The 15,074-nt window shown below is 66.8% G+C and carries 17 protein-coding genes and 1 pseudogene; 5 read left to right on the plus strand and 13 right to left on the minus strand.

Translation table 11 applies throughout. The features are described 5' to 3' along the window. Positions 1-3 precede the first annotated feature (3 nt). Positions 4-987: a phosphotriesterase gene (locus tag LOZ83_RS30605; RefSeq protein ID WP_236795215.1), complete on the plus strand. Its 984-nt coding sequence runs from the start codon at positions 4-6 to the stop codon at positions 985-987. On the opposite strand, the gene LOZ83_RS30610 is transcribed toward LOZ83_RS30605, so the two are convergent. From LOZ83_RS30610 to LOZ83_RS30640, 7 genes are all read right to left on the minus strand, one after another. Beyond that, the gene (locus LOZ83_RS30610) at positions 969-1,481 is read right to left on the minus strand and encodes a type VII secretion system-associated protein (protein WP_236795216.1); all 513 of its coding nucleotides are present in this window, start codon (positions 1,479-1,481) and stop codon (positions 969-971) included. The two genes, LOZ83_RS30605 and LOZ83_RS30610, sit on opposite strands and share 19 nt — an antisense overlap. Continuing rightward, positions 1,468-3,075 carry a WXG100 family type VII secretion target gene (locus LOZ83_RS30615; RefSeq protein WP_236795217.1) on the minus strand — a complete coding sequence of 536 codons (1,608 nt, stop codon included), beginning with the start codon at positions 3,073-3,075 and terminating at the stop codon, positions 1,468-1,470. The genes LOZ83_RS30610 and LOZ83_RS30615 overlap by 14 nt, the downstream gene beginning before the upstream one ends. Before the next feature lie 28 nt (positions 3,076-3,103). Beyond that, positions 3,104-3,457 (minus strand): type VII secretion target, encoded by a 354-nt coding sequence (locus LOZ83_RS30620; RefSeq protein ID WP_236795218.1) that lies wholly within the window; start codon positions 3,455-3,457, stop codon positions 3,104-3,106. A gap of 77 nt (positions 3,458-3,534) precedes the next feature. Then, a complete protein-coding gene (locus LOZ83_RS30625) occupies positions 3,535-4,623 on the minus strand; it encodes a hypothetical protein (RefSeq protein WP_236795219.1) in 1,089 nt (362 codons plus the stop codon). Continuing rightward, complete coding sequence (locus tag LOZ83_RS30630) at positions 4,620-5,357, minus strand: SDR family NAD(P)-dependent oxidoreductase (RefSeq protein ID WP_236795220.1); 738 nt, start codon at positions 5,355-5,357, stop codon at positions 4,620-4,622. The genes LOZ83_RS30625 and LOZ83_RS30630 overlap by 4 nt, the downstream gene beginning before the upstream one ends. Next, complete coding sequence (locus LOZ83_RS40590) at positions 5,354-6,556, minus strand: thiolase family protein (RefSeq protein WP_236795221.1); 1,203 nt, start codon at positions 6,554-6,556, stop codon at positions 5,354-5,356. The genes LOZ83_RS30630 and LOZ83_RS40590 overlap by 4 nt, the downstream gene beginning before the upstream one ends. After that, complete coding sequence (locus tag LOZ83_RS30640; protein ID WP_236795222.1) at positions 6,553-6,987, minus strand: Zn-ribbon domain-containing OB-fold protein; 435 nt, start codon at positions 6,985-6,987, stop codon at positions 6,553-6,555. The genes LOZ83_RS40590 and LOZ83_RS30640 overlap by 4 nt, the downstream gene beginning before the upstream one ends. A 75-nt stretch (positions 6,988-7,062) precedes the next feature. Here LOZ83_RS30640 and LOZ83_RS30645 point away from each other — a divergent pair, with 75 nt between their 5' ends. After that, entirely contained in the window at positions 7,063-8,127 is a 1,065-nt protein-coding gene (locus tag LOZ83_RS30645; RefSeq protein WP_236795223.1) for an MBL fold metallo-hydrolase, read from the plus strand. Positions 8,128-8,172: 45 nt separating this feature from the next. On the opposite strand, the gene LOZ83_RS30650 is transcribed toward LOZ83_RS30645, so the two are convergent. Next, the gene (locus LOZ83_RS30650) at positions 8,173-9,246 is read right to left on the minus strand and encodes an alpha/beta hydrolase (RefSeq protein ID WP_236795224.1); all 1,074 of its coding nucleotides are present in this window, start codon (positions 9,244-9,246) and stop codon (positions 8,173-8,175) included. An 87-nt stretch (positions 9,247-9,333) separates the two neighbouring features. Continuing rightward, positions 9,334-10,167 carry an SDR family NAD(P)-dependent oxidoreductase gene (locus LOZ83_RS30655; RefSeq protein ID WP_236795225.1) on the minus strand — a complete coding sequence of 278 codons (834 nt, stop codon included), beginning with the start codon at positions 10,165-10,167 and terminating at the stop codon, positions 9,334-9,336. 130 nt (positions 10,168-10,297) lie between these two features. Between LOZ83_RS30655 and LOZ83_RS40895 the strand changes: the two are divergent. Continuing rightward, a pseudogene (locus tag LOZ83_RS40895) lies at positions 10,298-10,660 on the plus strand (SDR family oxidoreductase); the annotation flags it as partial. Between the two features lie 70 nt (positions 10,661-10,730). Then, entirely contained in the window at positions 10,731-10,856 is a 126-nt protein-coding gene (locus LOZ83_RS40900; RefSeq protein WP_374202739.1) for a hypothetical protein, read from the plus strand. Positions 10,857-10,966: 110 nt separating this feature from the next. On the opposite strand, the gene LOZ83_RS30665 is transcribed toward LOZ83_RS40900, so the two are convergent. Together LOZ83_RS30665 and LOZ83_RS30670 are read right to left on the minus strand one after the other, a co-directional pair. Continuing rightward, entirely contained in the window at positions 10,967-11,848 is an 882-nt protein-coding gene (locus tag LOZ83_RS30665; RefSeq protein ID WP_236795342.1) for a helix-turn-helix transcriptional regulator, read from the minus strand. A 46-nt stretch (positions 11,849-11,894) separates the two neighbouring features. Further along, positions 11,895-12,347: a MarR family winged helix-turn-helix transcriptional regulator gene (locus LOZ83_RS30670; protein ID WP_236795227.1), complete on the minus strand. Its 453-nt coding sequence runs from the start codon at positions 12,345-12,347 to the stop codon at positions 11,895-11,897. Positions 12,348-12,434: 87 nt separating this feature from the next. Here LOZ83_RS30670 and LOZ83_RS30675 point away from each other — a divergent pair, with 87 nt between their 5' ends. Then, complete coding sequence (locus LOZ83_RS30675; protein ID WP_236795228.1) at positions 12,435-13,238, plus strand: SDR family oxidoreductase; 804 nt, start codon at positions 12,435-12,437, stop codon at positions 13,236-13,238. Positions 13,239-13,241: 3 nt separating this feature from the next. Here LOZ83_RS30675 and LOZ83_RS30680 read toward each other — a convergent pair whose 3' ends face one another. Together LOZ83_RS30680 and LOZ83_RS30685 are read right to left on the minus strand one after the other, a co-directional pair. Beyond that, positions 13,242-14,222 (minus strand): alpha/beta hydrolase, encoded by a 981-nt coding sequence (locus LOZ83_RS30680; protein WP_236795229.1) that lies wholly within the window; start codon positions 14,220-14,222, stop codon positions 13,242-13,244. Continuing rightward, entirely contained in the window at positions 14,161-15,072 is a 912-nt protein-coding gene (locus tag LOZ83_RS30685; protein ID WP_236795230.1) for a TauD/TfdA family dioxygenase, read from the minus strand. Before LOZ83_RS30685 ends, LOZ83_RS30680 begins: the two co-directional genes overlap by 62 nt. Positions 15,073-15,074 lie beyond the last annotated feature (2 nt).

The following is a 15,074-nucleotide window of genomic DNA, read 5'->3' on the forward strand; positions in this document are numbered from 1 at the left end:
CTGATGCCCGATATCGAAACGGTCCGCGGCCCGGTCCCGGTCAGTGGCCTCGGAACCACCCTGATGCACGAGCACGTTTTCGTGCTCAATGAAGAGATCCGGCTCAACTATCCGGACTTGTGGGACGAGGAGGCCCAGGTCGCCAATGCGATCGCCAAGCTGCGCGCGGCTCGGCAACTGGGCGTCGACACCATCGCCGACCCGACCGTGCTCGGCCTCGGCCGGGACATCCGCCGCATCGCCCGGGTGAACGAGCAGGTCGACCTCAATATCGTGGTGGCCACCGGACTGTACACCTACGGCGACGTCCCGCTGTTCTTCCATTACGAGGGGCCCGGCGCGCTCATCGAGGGCGACGAGCGCATGGTGTCGATGTTCGTCGCGGATATCGAACAGGGCATCGGCGGCACCGGTATCAAAGCGGCGTTCCTCAAGTGTGCGATCGAACGCGAGCTGACCCGGGGCGTCAAACGGGTCCTGTGTGCCGTGGCGGAGGCCCACAAGCGCACCGGCGTGCCGATCATGGTCCATACCAGTACCCGGCACCGGACGGGGCTCGTGGCGCAGGAGGTGCTGCGCGCGGAGGGCGTCGACCTGACTCGGGTGCAGATCGCGCACAGCGGCGACACGACGGACCTCGACTACCTGCGGCAGTTGTTGGATGCCGGCTCGTTCCTCGGCATGGACCGGTTCGGATTGGACTTCCCGCTGGCCACCACCGACCGCGTCGCGACGATCGCCGCTCTCACCGACGCGGGCTACGCCTCGCAGCTGCATCTCGCGCACGACGCGTCCTGTCACGTGGACTGGTTCCCGCCGGGGTACGCCGAGCAGATGGCGCCGAACTGGCACCACACCTACATTCCCGAGACGGTGGTGCCGGCACTGCGCGAGTCCGGCGTGCGCGATGAGGACATCCAGACGATGCTGGTGCATGCCCCACAATCATTCTTCACCGCCGGCCGGACTCAGTCGGGCTCGGTGTAGCTGGCGCGCAGCGCGCCGGCGAGCAGCCGGGTCGACGCCGGGCCGTCCGGGTTGAGCAGGATGTCGGTGTCCGGCGGCAAAACGTCCAGCAACTGCTCGGCCGTGACCTCAGCCCAGTGGTCGGTTTCCACTCGCGTGCGATGCGCCGGCGCGGTCACCACAGCCACGCACGGCACACCGTCCGGGGCGGGGCCGACCAGCGGGTACCCGTCCTCGCTGACCGCCAGCGCCAGCATCGCGTCCCGCACGATCGGCAGCAGCGCGTCGCCCGGCGCCGTGCCCTCCATCACCAACCGCATCACTGCGTCGGCGGGGTCCGTCGGCGACGAGGCGGTGGCGGGCACATACTCCGGGTTCGGCTCGAACCGCCCGGGGTTGCCGTGCTCGTCCAGTGGCCAGCCGCCGACCAGGGCTTCCGTGGGCGGCTGCTCGCCGTCGAAACGCGGCTCCCACACCGGATCCAGCAGCACGGCCCAATCGTCACGATCTCCCACCGGGAAGACTCCTTAGCCATCGCATCCAGGAACTGTCCGAACCGCCCGGCTTCGGGTATGGCCTGAACTCGCCGGCGACCGTGTTTCCCTGCCCGTCCACGGCGGGCTCGACTCCATAATAGGAGCTGTCGTTTTTCGATATGGAGTAGACGGTTCCGGTCGGCGCGTAGGCGGTCCCCTTGTGTCCACCGACGTGCACCGCGGCCGCCGAGTCGGCTGCGGCAGTGCCGTCCGGGTGCCCCGACAGGCACGAAGTGTACACGACCGGCCGGTGTGGGTTGGCGCGTGAAGCCTGCTGGAAGAAGTAGTTGTCGGACACCAGTTTGCCGTGCGTCGCGCCGTCGATCGTGTTGATATCCGTACCGCCCCCGGGCCGGCGCACCGCGACCGCGTACTCGTCGGGGTTCGCATGCCCGTAGATGTAGAACGGTTTCTGTCCCGCCCACGGGGACGGCTTCGTGGGGGCCGACGTGTAATCGGCGCCGGGCCGGAAATCGTGCACGTAGGTGCTGTCGGACGTGCGGTTCGGTTTGCCGAGCCAACGGGCGGCCTCGTCCACGTCGCCGCGCTTCGTCGGGAAGCAGATTCCGACCACCTCGCCGTTCCTGTCCAGCAACGGCTTGAAGACGACCTGCCCCGGCTCGAAAGTGGTGGTGACGGCCGCCGGCGGTTCGCCGTTGCGCCCCATCGGCCCGGCCGTCTCGATCTGGCCGGTGAGAGATTTGCTGTTGTCGGCGGAGGGCGTTGTGGTGCCCGACGGTTTCGAAGCCCAACTACGGGAACTCGACGCCGTCGTACTGCTGTCCTCGGACGGCAAACCCCGCGGAGTGTCCACCTTGGACGGCTTGATGTCGTTCAGCCTCTTGGCCGCGTCATCGAACGAACGACCCAGCTTCGACAGCATCGGCATCAGCTTTCCCAGCGCCTGCACCAGCTTCTGGGTGAGCCCGGCGATCTTGATGGCGGTCGAGGCCACCGCCCGCACCACCTGCGGCACCACCCAAATCAGGCCGATCCCCAACGTGAACAACACCTGCAGGGCCCAGCTCACCAGATGCCCGACGAGGTCGGCGATGATCTCACGCACCGTGCTGCGCACCGCCGACACCACCTCACCCGACGTGCCCACCCCGCTGGCGGCACCGGCCGCCGCGGCCTGGGCGGCGGCGATCAGGTTGGCGACATCGCCACCACGCGCCCGATACGCATCGGCACCCGCCCCGCGCCACGACGCGACATCGGAGGTGATCGCCTGGTTCAGATCCTGGCTGATCTTTCCCAGTTCGGCGCTGATGTTCTGCCAGGTCTGCGCGTGTGCCTGGATTTCGTCGGGATTGCCGGCCAGCGCGTCCAGCGCCTCCTTCAACGGCCCGACATGCTCCATCAGCCAGCCGACCCCGGCCGAGAAAATCGCCCCGAACGGGTCCAGCGCCGCGCCCACCACATCCATCGCGGCGCCCACCAAGCCCATCACACCGGCGGCCCAGTCACCGCTCTGGATCGCCTGTGCCGTACTGGCGACGTCCTCCATCAGGTCCGCGCCGGTGAAGGACCCCGTCGAGCTCTGCACCGGGGCGACCAACGGGTTACTCATCCAAGCTCCTTAGCCCGGCAGGGAGCAGTCACCCGGCACGTACTGTCCTGGGCACGGAAAGAGCAGTCAGATCTTTGTACTGATTGGTCAGCGCTTCGGTGCTGTTCCGCTCGTTGTCCCGGTAGGCGTTCGCCGCCGCACGCACGTTGCCGGCCGTGGTACCCAACGCTTGCGAAGCGGCCTTGATCGCGTCCATTCCCTTCTGTTCCACCGGGTTCACGATCGGCGGCAGGAAGGCACACAGCAGGCCGTAGGCCTTGTTGTCCATGCTGACCGTGTTCGCCGCGGAAAGCGCGGTGCCCGTCCGGTCGTTCAATGCGCTCACATGGCTCGCGTGGGTGGCGAGTTCGTCCGGCACCACTTCGAAACGCATTGACGTCATGCGCTCAGCGTACCGATTCCGGCCTCGATCCTTGCCGCGGTCGCGGGGTCCTTGGCCGTTGGGGCAACGGCTTTGGTTCAGACAGGCCAGGGATGACCCAGATCACGCGTCCAGTGCAGCGGCGCTTCGAAGCTCGGCAGTATCCCCGGCGGCGCGGCGATCACATGTGGAAGTGCCTGCAGGCAGGCGGCGATCGTGCCATGGTAGCCGGGATCGGTTCGCCTCGCACCGACACGGAAGAAGCGATCGTCGTTCTCCAGCGACGCCCGCAGGTCGATCGTCATCCGCGCGGACGGCCGCCCTTCGATCTCGACGATCCAGTACTCGCCGGGATTGACGCCGTCCGGCAGGTTCTCGGGCCCGATGAACCAGTTCAGTTCGAGCGTGAACAACGGGAGTTCCGCGCTCTCCCACCCGCGAAACCGGTGGCGGATCCGGCCGACCGTGCCGGCCGCGATGCTCACCCGGCCGGCCCTCGTATCCACCGGCGCCGGCAGGAACTCGTGCGTCTCCTCGACCCGGTCGAAGGTTACGCCGAGGGCGTGTTCGATGCTGCGGCCGACCGACCTCAGGACGTTCTTGCTCATCGTCGCGGGCAACCGTTTCCGCTGTGCCTCGGCGACCGGCAGCCCCAATCCGACCGCTTCGAGCAGGACCGGCCCGAGACCGTGCGCCGGCCAGTTCTCGCGGATGGTCAGCGACCGCAGGTCGGCGGTCATTCCGGTCAGGGCCAGGGCGAGCCGCTCGGACACGAGGTCGGGGCTCATCCCGGTCGAGTGGAACGTCGAACCGCCCTCGGTGCACGCTTGCCCGAGCCGGACGGTGAACTCGGGCTCGCGCCACAACGCCGCGTTGTGATAGGGGATCGGCGTGATGACGTTGGCGCCGCTCGCCAGGAGATGGAGGATCTCGTCGTCGGTGCTGTTGTCGCCGGTGTCCCGTGCGCAATAGAGCACGCAGTCACATCGCGCGGCGAGAGCCTCGTCCGGATCATCGGTGATCGTCACCCCGATGCGGTCGAGCCCGAGCAACTCACCCACGTCGCGCCCGGCCTTTTTCCTGCTGTAGCAACGCACCGCGGCGAGTTCGAGCTCTGGTCTCTGGGTGATTTCGTAGATGGCCACCGATCCCATCCCGCCAGGGCCGAACACGCCGACCCGCGTCATGAGATCTGCGCACCGTCCACCACGAGCGACGCGCCATTGACGAAACGCGCCTCGTCGGAGACGAGATACCGGACCGCGCCGGCGATGTCCTCGGGGGCCGCCATCGACCCGGTCGGGTTCGACTTGCGAATCGCGCCCAGCCACACATCGGCGGAAGGCGCGTCGCCGATCGAGGCCGTCTGCCGCGCCAGCTCGGTCATGATGTCCGACTCGATGGCGCTCGGGCAGACCTCGTTGCTGGTGATCCCTTGTGCGGCGTGCGCACGGGCGAGGTTCTTGGTCAACCCACTGAGCGCGTGCTTCGACACGTTGTAGGCCAGATTGAGGCCGCCACCGCGCAACGAATACACCGAGCCGACATTGACGATGCGGCCCCAGCCCTGCTCGATCATGTGCGGCAGGCATTGCGCCGCCAGCAGAAACGCGGACCGGACATTGATGGCCATCGTGAGTTCGTAGTCGGCCAGCGGTGTGGACGCCACCTCCTGCTTGCCCAGCAGGACGGCCGCCGAATGAACGAGGACGTCGTAGTCGTACACGATCTCCGGCGCCGAAGTGGCGGCAAGATCGAAATTCCGTGGCTGGGCACCGGTGTCGGCCGCGAGCGCCTCCGCGGCAGCGGTTGACCTGTTGTACAGGAAGTCGACCGCATGACCATCGTGCGTCAATGCGCGGACTATCGCCTGGCCGACCGATCCCGTGCCGCCGGTCACCAGCATTCTTCGCTTGGTCATGCGGCGGCCTTCTCGAGAATGTGGATACCGCACGCCGAGCCCAATCCGAGGACGTGCGCGAGCCCGGCCCGCGCGCCCGCGATCTGGCGCTCGCCCGCCTCGCCGCGCAGGTGATGGGTGATCTCCCAGACATTGGCGATTCCGGTGGCGGCAATGGGGTGGCCCTTGGAGATCAGTCCCCCCGACACATTGACCGGGGACGCACCGTCCCGCCACGTCGCCCCGGAGCGGAAGAACTCCCCTGCCTCGCCCGGTTCGCAGAGCCCGAGATTGTCGTAGTGCACGAGTTCGGCGGTCGCGAAGCAGTCGTGCAGTTCGATCAGATCGAGATCCTGCGGACCGATTCCGGCCTGTTCGTACGCGAGATCGGCCGCCCGGCGGGTCAACGTGTTGATATCGGGCAACACCTGGCAGCCGTCGGTGTACGGATCGCTGGTCAGGACCGAGGCACTCACTTTGACCGCGCGGCGACGTTGTGCGGCGGACAGGTGCCGCAAGGCCTCCCCCGTGGTCAATACCGCGGCGGCCGCACCGTCACTGTTCGCCGAACACATCGAACGCGTATTGGGGTACGCGACCATCACGTCGTTCATGATTTCGGCCAACGACATCGGCTTGGTGTAGGCGGCCAAGGGATTCAACGTGGAGTGCGCGTGATTCTTCTCGGCGATTCCCGCGAACACCTCCGCGTCGACCCCGCCGTAACGGTGGGCGTACTCCATGCCGATCTCGGCGAAGACGCCGGGCATCGTGTCCGTGCCGACGTGTCCGTCCAGCGCGGTGACCGCGCCCACGCGCCCCTTCGGCACCCACTCCTCGTCCGTCGATTCGCGATCATGCCCGGCCAGCAGGCCGGCTCCCGACAGCTTCTCCACGCCGAAGGCGAGGGCGAACCGCGCTTCGCCGGCCTTGAGCGCCATGATCGCCGTGCGGAGCGCGGTCGCCCCCGTCGCACACGCATTGGTGACGTTGTAGACGGGAATCCCGGTCTGCCCGATCTGTTTCTGGAGCAACTGGCCGATGTTCTCCGCCGCCATTCGATAGCAGCCGCCGGCGATCATGTCTATGTCCTGAATGGACACATCGCCGTCCGCGAGCGCCGACCGTGTCGCCGCGGTCGCGAGGTCCAGTTCGTCCAGGGTCCGGTGCTTGCCGAACCGCGTCATCGCGATACCGAGGATCCAGATGTCGTCGTTCACTTGCCCACCTTCGCCGGCACGAAGCCGAATCCGATCGCCTGAACTCCGTACCCGTCCACACCCAGCGGATAGGTCGTGAGCCGCACCGGCATGCCGAGCCGCACGTGGACGGGGTCCGGCGCGACATCGACGAGATTGGCACGCACCGTGGTCCCCGCACAGTCGACGACAGCCGACACGAAGGGCACCTCGACGCCCGGTGCCGCCACCTCGACGATGCTGTACGCCGTGACGGTGCCTTCGGTCGCCACCGGCACTTCGGTGAAGGTGTCACCGCCGCAGCACGCGCAGCCGCTCCGCCGTCCGAAATAGCGGGCTTGGCACGTCTGGCATTCCTGCGCGATCAGGTGCGGCGTATCTCCGAGTACCAGATAGTTGACCAGCGGCACGGTCGTCTCGGAATCGGGTGGCGTAGCTGCTCTGCTCGTCATAGTGGCTCCCGCACGCTTCGTTAGTTGATACAGTACCCGCTATACTCAGTAGGTCAAGGCGATCAGGGGTGCTCTATGAAACGGGATTCGGTAGCGGACCTCGACGTCACGGGCGGGCAGCAGCGCGCCGCGTGGCAGCGGCGCGATGCGCCTCCGGTCGAGCGGCTCCGCACGGACCTGTGGTCGATTCCCGTTCCCATGCCCGACAATCCGCTGCGCTACGTCCTTGTCTATGCCCTGGCCGGTGATTCCGGCCTGACGTTGATCGACGCCGGCTGGGACGACGACGTGGCGTGGACGGCGCTTGTCGACGGTCTGGCAACATTCGGGGCCACCCCGGAAGACGTGCGCGGCGTGCTGGTGACGCACATGCACATCGATCATGTCGGGCTCGCGCGCCGGCTCCACGAGACGTCGGGAGCGTGGGTCGCGCTGCACCCCGCCGATGCCGAGGGATTGGCCGACCCCGACTACCGCATCCGGGAGCGGGCAGCCAAGGCCGATCGGAGGTGGTTCAGGTCATTGGGCGCGTCGACCGAACAGGCCGATGCGCTCATCGCGGCCATGGGACCCCACGACACCCGCAGCTCCCAGGCGCTGGCCGATCGCTTGATCGAGCACAAGCAAAGCATCCGGCTCCCCGGGTGGACCGTCACCGCGATTCACACTCCAGGACACACGCCGGGTCATCTTTGTTTCTATGACGAGGAGAGCCGGGCGATGTTCGGTGGTGATCATCTATTGCCCCGGATCACCCCGAATATCAGTGCTTATCGTGATCCGGAGAGTGATGCCCTCGGTGATTTTCTCCAGTCGCTCGACGACGTTTCGCAGCTGGAGGTGAGCGAGGTACTCCCGGCGCACGAGTGGCGTTACCGGAAGGTCGCCGTGCGGGTCGAACAGCTCAAGAAACATCACGAAGCGCGTCTGAGCGAGGTACTCGAAGCGGTCCGCCGCCACGGCAGCACCGTCCCATGGGAACTTGCCGCCGAGTTGACCTGGTCGCGCCCTTGGGAGTCCTACGACGGGCTGTTGCAGATCGCGGCAATCGGCGAAACCGCGGCACATCTGGGCCATTTGCGCCGTCGTGGTCTGGTCTCGGTCACCGACGAGAGCACGCCGCGCTACCGCGCCCTGTGAGTAATGCGCCCGCTCCGGCGGGGAGCGGGCGCACCACCTGGATCGTCAGATGTGCTGATCGATCCACGAGCTGATCGTGCCGTAAACCTCGGGCGCGCATTTCTGCAAATTCAGATCGTGACCGGCATTCGGGATGACCTGCACGGAAACCGACGGCGAATTCACGTAAGCCGACTGCTCACTCGCCACGACCGCCGAGGTGTTGCCGCAATCCAAGGCACCACCACAACCGAGGATGTCGTGGTCACCCTCCAGCACGAGGACGGGAACTATGACATTCGGCGCCTGCCACAGCAGCGGGACACGATTGACTTCCTGCACATATCCGGTCGCCTCGACCGCCGGGAAAGTGTCGCCCGTGGCCTCGTCCGCGGCGACCGCGCCGGGGTCGGTATTCGAGGGCACATAGAACAGGCTTTCGCGTGCTCCTGAATTGACCGCCAGGTAGCCCGGGTCGAGGCCGCTTCCGGCGAACTTCGGGTTCAGGATCGCGGGTCCCATGGAGGCCACGGTCTGCACGAGTCCGGCGCCCTGGTTGTGGACGATCCCGGTGATCACGATGCCATCGACGTCGTGATAGATCCCGGCTTCCTGGATCGCCGCGATCGACCCCATGGAATGCCCGACCAGCGCGACGTGCGCGAAATTCCGACCGAGCCCACCGTCGCGAATGTACTGCACCACCTGATGCACCGTGTCCGCCGTGGTGGGCTCGGTGACCAGCGCACTGAGCGGATGCGTACTACCGCCATAACCCACCCGGTCAATGGCCAGCGTCGTATAGCCGTTCCCCACCGCGTTATCGACATAGTTGTACGTCGCGGGGTCGTACGGGAACATCCAGTACGACCGGTTGTACGCACCACCATGCAACAACAACTGAATCGTCTGCGCCTTCGGCCCCGGATCCGCCGGGCGACACAACGTGCCGGAAATCTGCCCCGGCGTGGGCAGCAACGGAGGCACCACCGTCTGGATCCGCACCGGGACAGTCACCTCCGAACACACCGGTCCCGGCGTCGCCGCCGCACTCCCCGCCGTAAACACCGGCACACCAAGAAATCCCAGCACAGCCACCGCCAGGAGCGACAAGGCTTTGCGTCTGCTGACTGTTCCCACACTTGCCTCCTCAGTAGATTGACGGCCTCCGGAGCCGGAGATAAAGGTAGAGTACTATACCTACTTAAGCAACTGGAGAGTTCGTCGTCAGTCCTGGTGGGCCGTGGCGACCGACTTCTCGCGCCAGGCCTGGACATCGTCGGCGACGGTGTCCACCTTGACCTGCCAGCGGTCGATCGCGTCGGCGCCGAGCAGCAGGTGGCTCGGCAGCTTCGCTTCGCCCGCGACCTCGTAGATCAGCGCGGCCCCGGCGACCGGGTCGCCGAGCTGGGTGTGATTGGCCTCGCCGACCCAGTCCAATGTGGCGTGTGCCGGGGTGCCGTCGTAGGCGGTGATCCGGTTAGCCGGCAGTGACAGGGAACTCTGGTCGAGGAAGTCGGTACGGAACACACCCGGCTCGACGACCATGCTCTGGATCCCGAACGGCGCCAGTTCCGCCGACAGTGCCTCGCTGATACCGGCGACCGCGAACTTCGAGGCGCTGTACATACTCACGCCGGGCTCGCCCTCGAAGCCGGAGCGCGATCCAATGTGGAGGATCTTGCCGCCGCCGGCCTCGCGCAGGTACGGCAACACCGCGCGGGTCACGTTGATCAGGCCGAACACGTTCAGGTCGAACAGCGAACGCGCTTCGGCGTCACTGACTTCTTCCAACGCGCCGAGCAGACCACGGCCGGCGTTGTTGACCAGTACGTCGATGCCGCCGAGCCGCGTCACCACGGACTCCACGGCCGGGCCGATGGCGGCGGTGTCGGTGACATCCAGCGCGATCGCGAACACGCGCTCGGCGGACTTGAGGTCGTCGGGCAGGCGGTCCGGGTTGCGCACCGCCACCGCGACCGTGTCGCCGCCGGCCAATGCGGCGCGGGCGATCTCCGCGCCGAGTCCGCGAGAAGCTCCGGTAATGAACCAGGTGGCCATGGTCTTTTCCTTCCAGTGGGCCGGTTTTTTCCTGTACCCGTACTCAACCAGCTACGAGTGGCCGGAAACAGCCTGATGGGGGACCATTTTGTCCCCGGATACGCGGAGCCTTTCTCGGTCCGCTTTTCCGGTGGCACGGCTGGTTTTCTGGAGGCACGGACCAATCAGGTCCCGCCTCCGACTCGCCCAACTGGGCACGAAAGTCGCCGTTGCGGCCCGGCGCAAGGAAAGTCTCGACGCGCTCGTGGCGCGCATCGGCGAAGCCGGTGGCACCGCGCTGGCCGTGCCACTGGACGTGACCGGCCGCGAAGCCGTTCGCGACGCGGCCGAACGAATCGAGCGGGAACTGGGTCGCGTCGACCTCGTCGTCAACAACGCCGGGGTTCAGCTGATCTCGCCGATCGAAGACCTGAAAGTCGACGACTGGCAGCGCCAGATCGACCTGAACGTCACGGGAGTCATGAACGTCCTCGGCGCGTTCGTGCCCCAGCTGATCGCGTCGGCGGAGGCCGGCGGCCCCGGCCGACCTGATCACGACGTCCTCCATCGCCGCGACGCGCATCCTGGAGAAATTCTCTGTCTACTCCGGCACCAAGGCCTACCTCAGCCATTTCTCCCGGCTCGCGCGCGTCGAGCTGGGCCGGAAAATGGTCCGGGTGTCCGCGATCGAACCGACGCCAGCAAGTTGATGGACGACCTGTTGCGGGACATCGAGTGCCTCAGCCCGGCCGACGTCGCGGAGACCATCGGGTTCATCGCCGCCGTGCCCCGACGGCACAGGCAGTCTGACCGCGAAAACCTAGCGGAGCTCCGCCGCTGACGTGGTATTCCGCTGCCGATCCTGGTCGCCGTTCCAGTTCGCCAGCAGCCGCATCGACGTTTCCGACGGCGAACTGGGCTCGGTGGTGTACACGAAGAGGATCTGGTCGGGATCCCCGGCCGGTTGCAAGGCCTGGTATTGCACGGTCAGGTCACCCACCAGCGGGTGGCGGTACCCCTTGCTACCGGTGGTGCGGCGGTGCACCTTGTGGTCGGACCACCAGTGACGGAATTCCTCGGAGTGGATGGACAGGTCGCCGATGAGTGACGAAAGCTGCGGGTCCTCGGGGTAGCGCCCGGCGTCGAGCCGCAGCATCGCCACGGTGTCGGCCGCCACAGCGGCCCAGTCGGCGTAGAGCTCACGAGCGTGCGGGTCGAAGAACACGAACCTGGCCTGGTTGCGCTCGGCCGCGGGCAAGGCCCGGAACTCGGTGATAAGCCCACCGGCGATCCGGTTGTGTGCCAGGACGTCGAGCCGCCGCCCCAGGATGAACGCCGGGGAGTGGACCTCGTCGAGCATTTCGATCAACCGCAGCGTGGCGGGATCCACGCGCTGCGGGCGGCTGCGGCGTTTGCGCCGCGCCGGTCCGGGCCGGGCGAGGTCCATCAGGTGCTGGCGCTCGGCGTCATCGAGTCGCAGCGCTGTCGCCAACGCGTCCAGGACCTCGGCCGACGCGCTGCGGCTGCGGCCCTGCTCCAGCCGGCTGTAGTAGTCGACGCTGACGCCGGCCAGCTGGGCGAGCTCCTCCCGCCGCAGGCCGGGCACGCGACGGCGGGCTTGCTGCTGGTCGAGCCCCAGTTCCTCGGGACTCACCCGGGCCCTGCTGGACCGCAGGAACTCCGCCAGCTCCCTGCTCTTCATGGCGCTCATGGCCTCCATTGTGCCGCCGGAACCGGCGGCCGGAGCGCTAAAGGTGGCCCACCTCGTCCCCCTCAGGATCGCCCGGCGCCGGGAGCGCCTTCCTCAGGATCGCGACCAGGCGGTCCAGATCCTTCGGAGCCAGCCGGGCGAGCGGGCTGGTGGCGAGCGCGGCCTCGATGACCGCAGCCCGCACGCGACGGCCTTCATCAGTGAGGGACACCCGGCGAGATCGGCGATCGGACGGATCGACGGTGCGCTCCACGAAGCCGCGTTCGACCAGTTGATTCACGACGAAGGTGAGGTTCGGGGCGTTGCAGAACAGCCGTTCCGCCATCGCCTTCATCGAGGGGGGCGCCTCGGAAGGGTCGATCGCCCACAGCGCCTGGGCTGTGACACCCGTCAACCGGTGCTCGGCCAGTGCTTCCCCCAGCAGGTCGTCGGTCTGCGTGACGATCGACTGCACGGCCACGACTGCCACTTCCAAGGTGCTCGTGGACATGGGGCGAGCCTACCACTTTCACTTCGATACTCGAATCATGTACTTTGAGCCTTGAAACATCTACTTCGAGCCTCGAAGGAGTTCGCTGTGCAGTCATACACCGAAAAGACCGCTCTCGTCACGGGCGCGTCCAAGGGTCTCGGGGAAGCCCTGTCACGTGAGCTCGCCGCGCGCGGCGCTCACCTCGTCCTCGTCGCCCGCTCCGCCGACGCGCTTCGAACGCTGGCCGAGCAAACCCGCACCACACATGGGGTTACCACGGAGGTCATCGTCGCGGATCTCGCCGCACCCGACGGTGCGAAACAAGTGGCGGACACGCTGTCAGAGCGCAGGACCGAGCTGGATCTGCTCGTCAACAACGCGGGTATGGGAGCCCTCGGGCCGTTCTTCACGCAACCGCTCGACCCCAACGTTCAGTCGGTCGGTCTCAACGTCACGGGTCTGATGGCGCTGACCCATCACATCGGGTCGGAAATGCTGAAGCGTGGCAGCGGCGGCATCGTCAATGTCGCGTCCGGCGCTGCGTTCCAGCCGATGCCGTACCAAGCCAGCTATGGCGCGACCAAGGCCTTCGTGCTCTCCTTCACCGAGGCGATCGCCGAGGAGCTGCGCGGGACCAAGATCCGGGTGATGGGTGCCTATCCTGGCGCGACGGACACCGGGTTCTTCGACCACACAACGGCCACAATGGACCCGAAGGCGGTCTCGCCGCAGCACGCCGCCGCCAGAATCCTCGACGACTTCTCCCGCGGCCGGGCAACATCCTTCCCCGGCGGCACTTCCGACCGCCTGCGCACCCTCGTCCCCCGGCTGCTCCCCCGCTCCAGGACCGCACGTCTGGCCGGCGACTTCAACCGCCGCGCGGGACACCACCAAGGCCGGACCCTCTGAGCTTCATCGCCACACCAGCGACCGGAGTCCGCCGGTGGCGCCGGCGAGAACCGAGCCCGCGGCCGGGATCGCGCCGGTGAGCCGCAGGCTGCCGTGGATCAGCGTGTCCTCGTGCTGGTGGGTCACGGATACGCCGGCCTCGGCCAGTGCCTGCCGGTACCGGAACGCGTCGTCGCGCAGGGGGTCGAATTCCACGGACACGATGTGGGCGTCGGCGACCCCGGACAGGTCGTGACATCGCAATGGGCTCGCATAGGGCGACGATCGCTGTGGCGAGTACTGATCCCAGTACCACGCCATACTTTCCGCGTCCAAGCCGAATCCGGATCCGTACTTGACGTACGACGGTTTCGAGAAATCGTCGTCAACGATCGGATAGATCAAGAGTTGCGCGCGCAGCGGGAATCCGTTGTCACGCGCTTTGATGGCCGCGGCCGCCGCCAGGTTGCCCCCTGCCGAGTCTCCGGCGACGCCTATCCGGGCAGGGTCGCCGCCATATTCGCGGGCACCTTGGTGTAGCCAGTGAAGAGACGCCCAGACGTCGTCGAGAGCGGCGGGAAACGGAAACTCCGGTGGCTGCCGGTAATCCAGGGAGGCGACCAGACAGCCTGACCTGTGCGCGAGTTCCGCACACACGACGTGATGCGTTTCCAAGCTGCCGAACACCCAGCCACCGCCGTGCAGGTAGAGCACCACGGGTAGCGGGCGGGCCGATTGCGGAACGTACAACCGGAGTGTCCGCCCGGCGCCGAGCACGTCGACCACATTCCTCAGCGGAGGCAGCCTGGCGGACACCGGGCGCGCCTGATCCCGGCGAATTGACGCCATTGTTTGTTCCCCGGAACGCAGCAGGTGCAGCGGAGACCGATAGTGCTCCAGGTAGGCGGCGGCATCCTCGTCCAGCGGCACGGTGCACCGCCGGCTAGTTGATGTGGAAGGCTTTGAGGAACCGCCGGGCGGCGGGCTCGATGGCGGTTCTGCCATGGAGACTGCGGCAGTTGTCGAAGATCAGCACCTCGCCATTTTCCAAACCGACCACATTCCACAGTTCTTCGTCCGACACGACCGCGTCGAACACGCGCAGTGCGTCCACCGTCTCGCTGTCGATCGCCGGTTCGGCGCCGTCGAACACCCGGCGGAGCGAAAAGTTCTGGTACCGGACACGGGTATCCGCGCCCGTGCCCTCGAAGATCGTCCGGACGGTCCGCGGTGGCTCGGCCGGATCCGCGTCACGCGAGCGGAAGGGCAGTGCCGCGGTGCTCAATAGCCGGACAGCGTCCTCCCCTGCCTGCCGCTTGATCGCCTCCACAACGGCAGCGGCAGGAAGCAGCACGGTGTGCCCGCCGTCCTCGAGACGATTCTCGTAGGTGGCGAACATCAAGTACTGGTGCGGGCGAGCCATCAGCGCGGAATCGGTGTGCGGTCCCAGGGCCGTCCGCTGATTGGGAAAATACCGGGCGTTCTCGGTAGTCTTGACGTCAGCGGGCGTGATGTACTCGATCAGCTCGTCCTGGTGTGAGGGCGCGGTGACGGGACCCAGCAGCGACGCGAACAGGATCAGGAACACGTCGGAGTCGAGCGGCAGGTTCCGCACGACACACGAACCAGCGCTGGCTACGAGCTTCGTGATTTCCCCGGCCACCGCGGCGAGCGACGGCGCGACGGCCGCGAGTTCCGTAGTCGCGCCGGACTGGACGGCGATGTCCCTGAGCGTTGTCGTGGAATAGCTGTCGTCGAAACCGGCGATTGCCGATTTCACCTCATTAATGTCCAGTCGCTCAGCAAGATCCAGCTGCGCGGGAAGGTGCCCGTTGACGTGCTTGACCGTGTGCATTT

Source organism: Amycolatopsis sp. GM8 (assembly GCF_021653975.1).
In the GTDB taxonomy this organism is placed as follows: domain Bacteria; phylum Actinomycetota; class Actinomycetes; order Mycobacteriales; family Pseudonocardiaceae; genus Amycolatopsis_E.

Bases quoted from the DNA above. Each gene is read 5' to 3' on its own strand.
- LOZ83_RS30605 (WP_236795215.1), top strand. From the start codon at position 4: ATGCCCGATATCGAAACGGTCCGCGGCCCGGTCCCGGTCAGTGGCCTC.
- LOZ83_RS30615 (WP_236795217.1), bottom strand. From the start codon at position 3,075: ATGAGTAACCCGTTGGTCGCCCCGGTGCAGAGCTCGACGGGGTCCTTC.
- LOZ83_RS30620 (WP_236795218.1), bottom strand. From the start codon at position 3,457: ATGACGTCAATGCGTTTCGAAGTGGTGCCGGACGAACTCGCCACCCAC.
- LOZ83_RS30625 (WP_236795219.1), bottom strand. From the start codon at position 4,623: ATGACGCGGGTCGGCGTGTTCGGCCCTGGCGGGATGGGATCGGTGGCC.
- LOZ83_RS30630 (WP_236795220.1), bottom strand. From the start codon at position 5,357: ATGACCAAGCGAAGAATGCTGGTGACCGGCGGCACGGGATCGGTCGGC.
- LOZ83_RS30640 (WP_236795222.1), bottom strand. From the start codon at position 6,987: ATGACGAGCAGAGCAGCTACGCCACCCGATTCCGAGACGACCGTGCCG.
- LOZ83_RS30645 (WP_236795223.1), top strand. From the start codon at position 7,063: ATGAAACGGGATTCGGTAGCGGACCTCGACGTCACGGGCGGGCAGCAG.
- LOZ83_RS30655 (WP_236795225.1), bottom strand. From the start codon at position 10,167: ATGGCCACCTGGTTCATTACCGGAGCTTCTCGCGGACTCGGCGCGGAG.
- LOZ83_RS30665 (WP_236795342.1), bottom strand. From the start codon at position 11,848: ATGAAGAGCAGGGAGCTGGCGGAGTTCCTGCGGTCCAGCAGGGCCCGG.
- LOZ83_RS30670 (WP_236795227.1), bottom strand. From the start codon at position 12,347: ATGTCCACGAGCACCTTGGAAGTGGCAGTCGTGGCCGTGCAGTCGATC.
- LOZ83_RS30680 (WP_236795229.1), bottom strand. From the start codon at position 14,222: ATGGCAGAACCGCCATCGAGCCCGCCGCCCGGCGGTTCCTCAAAGCCT.
- LOZ83_RS30685 (WP_236795230.1), bottom strand. From the start codon at position 15,072: ATGCACACGGTCAAGCACGTCAACGGGCACCTTCCCGCGCAGCTGGAT.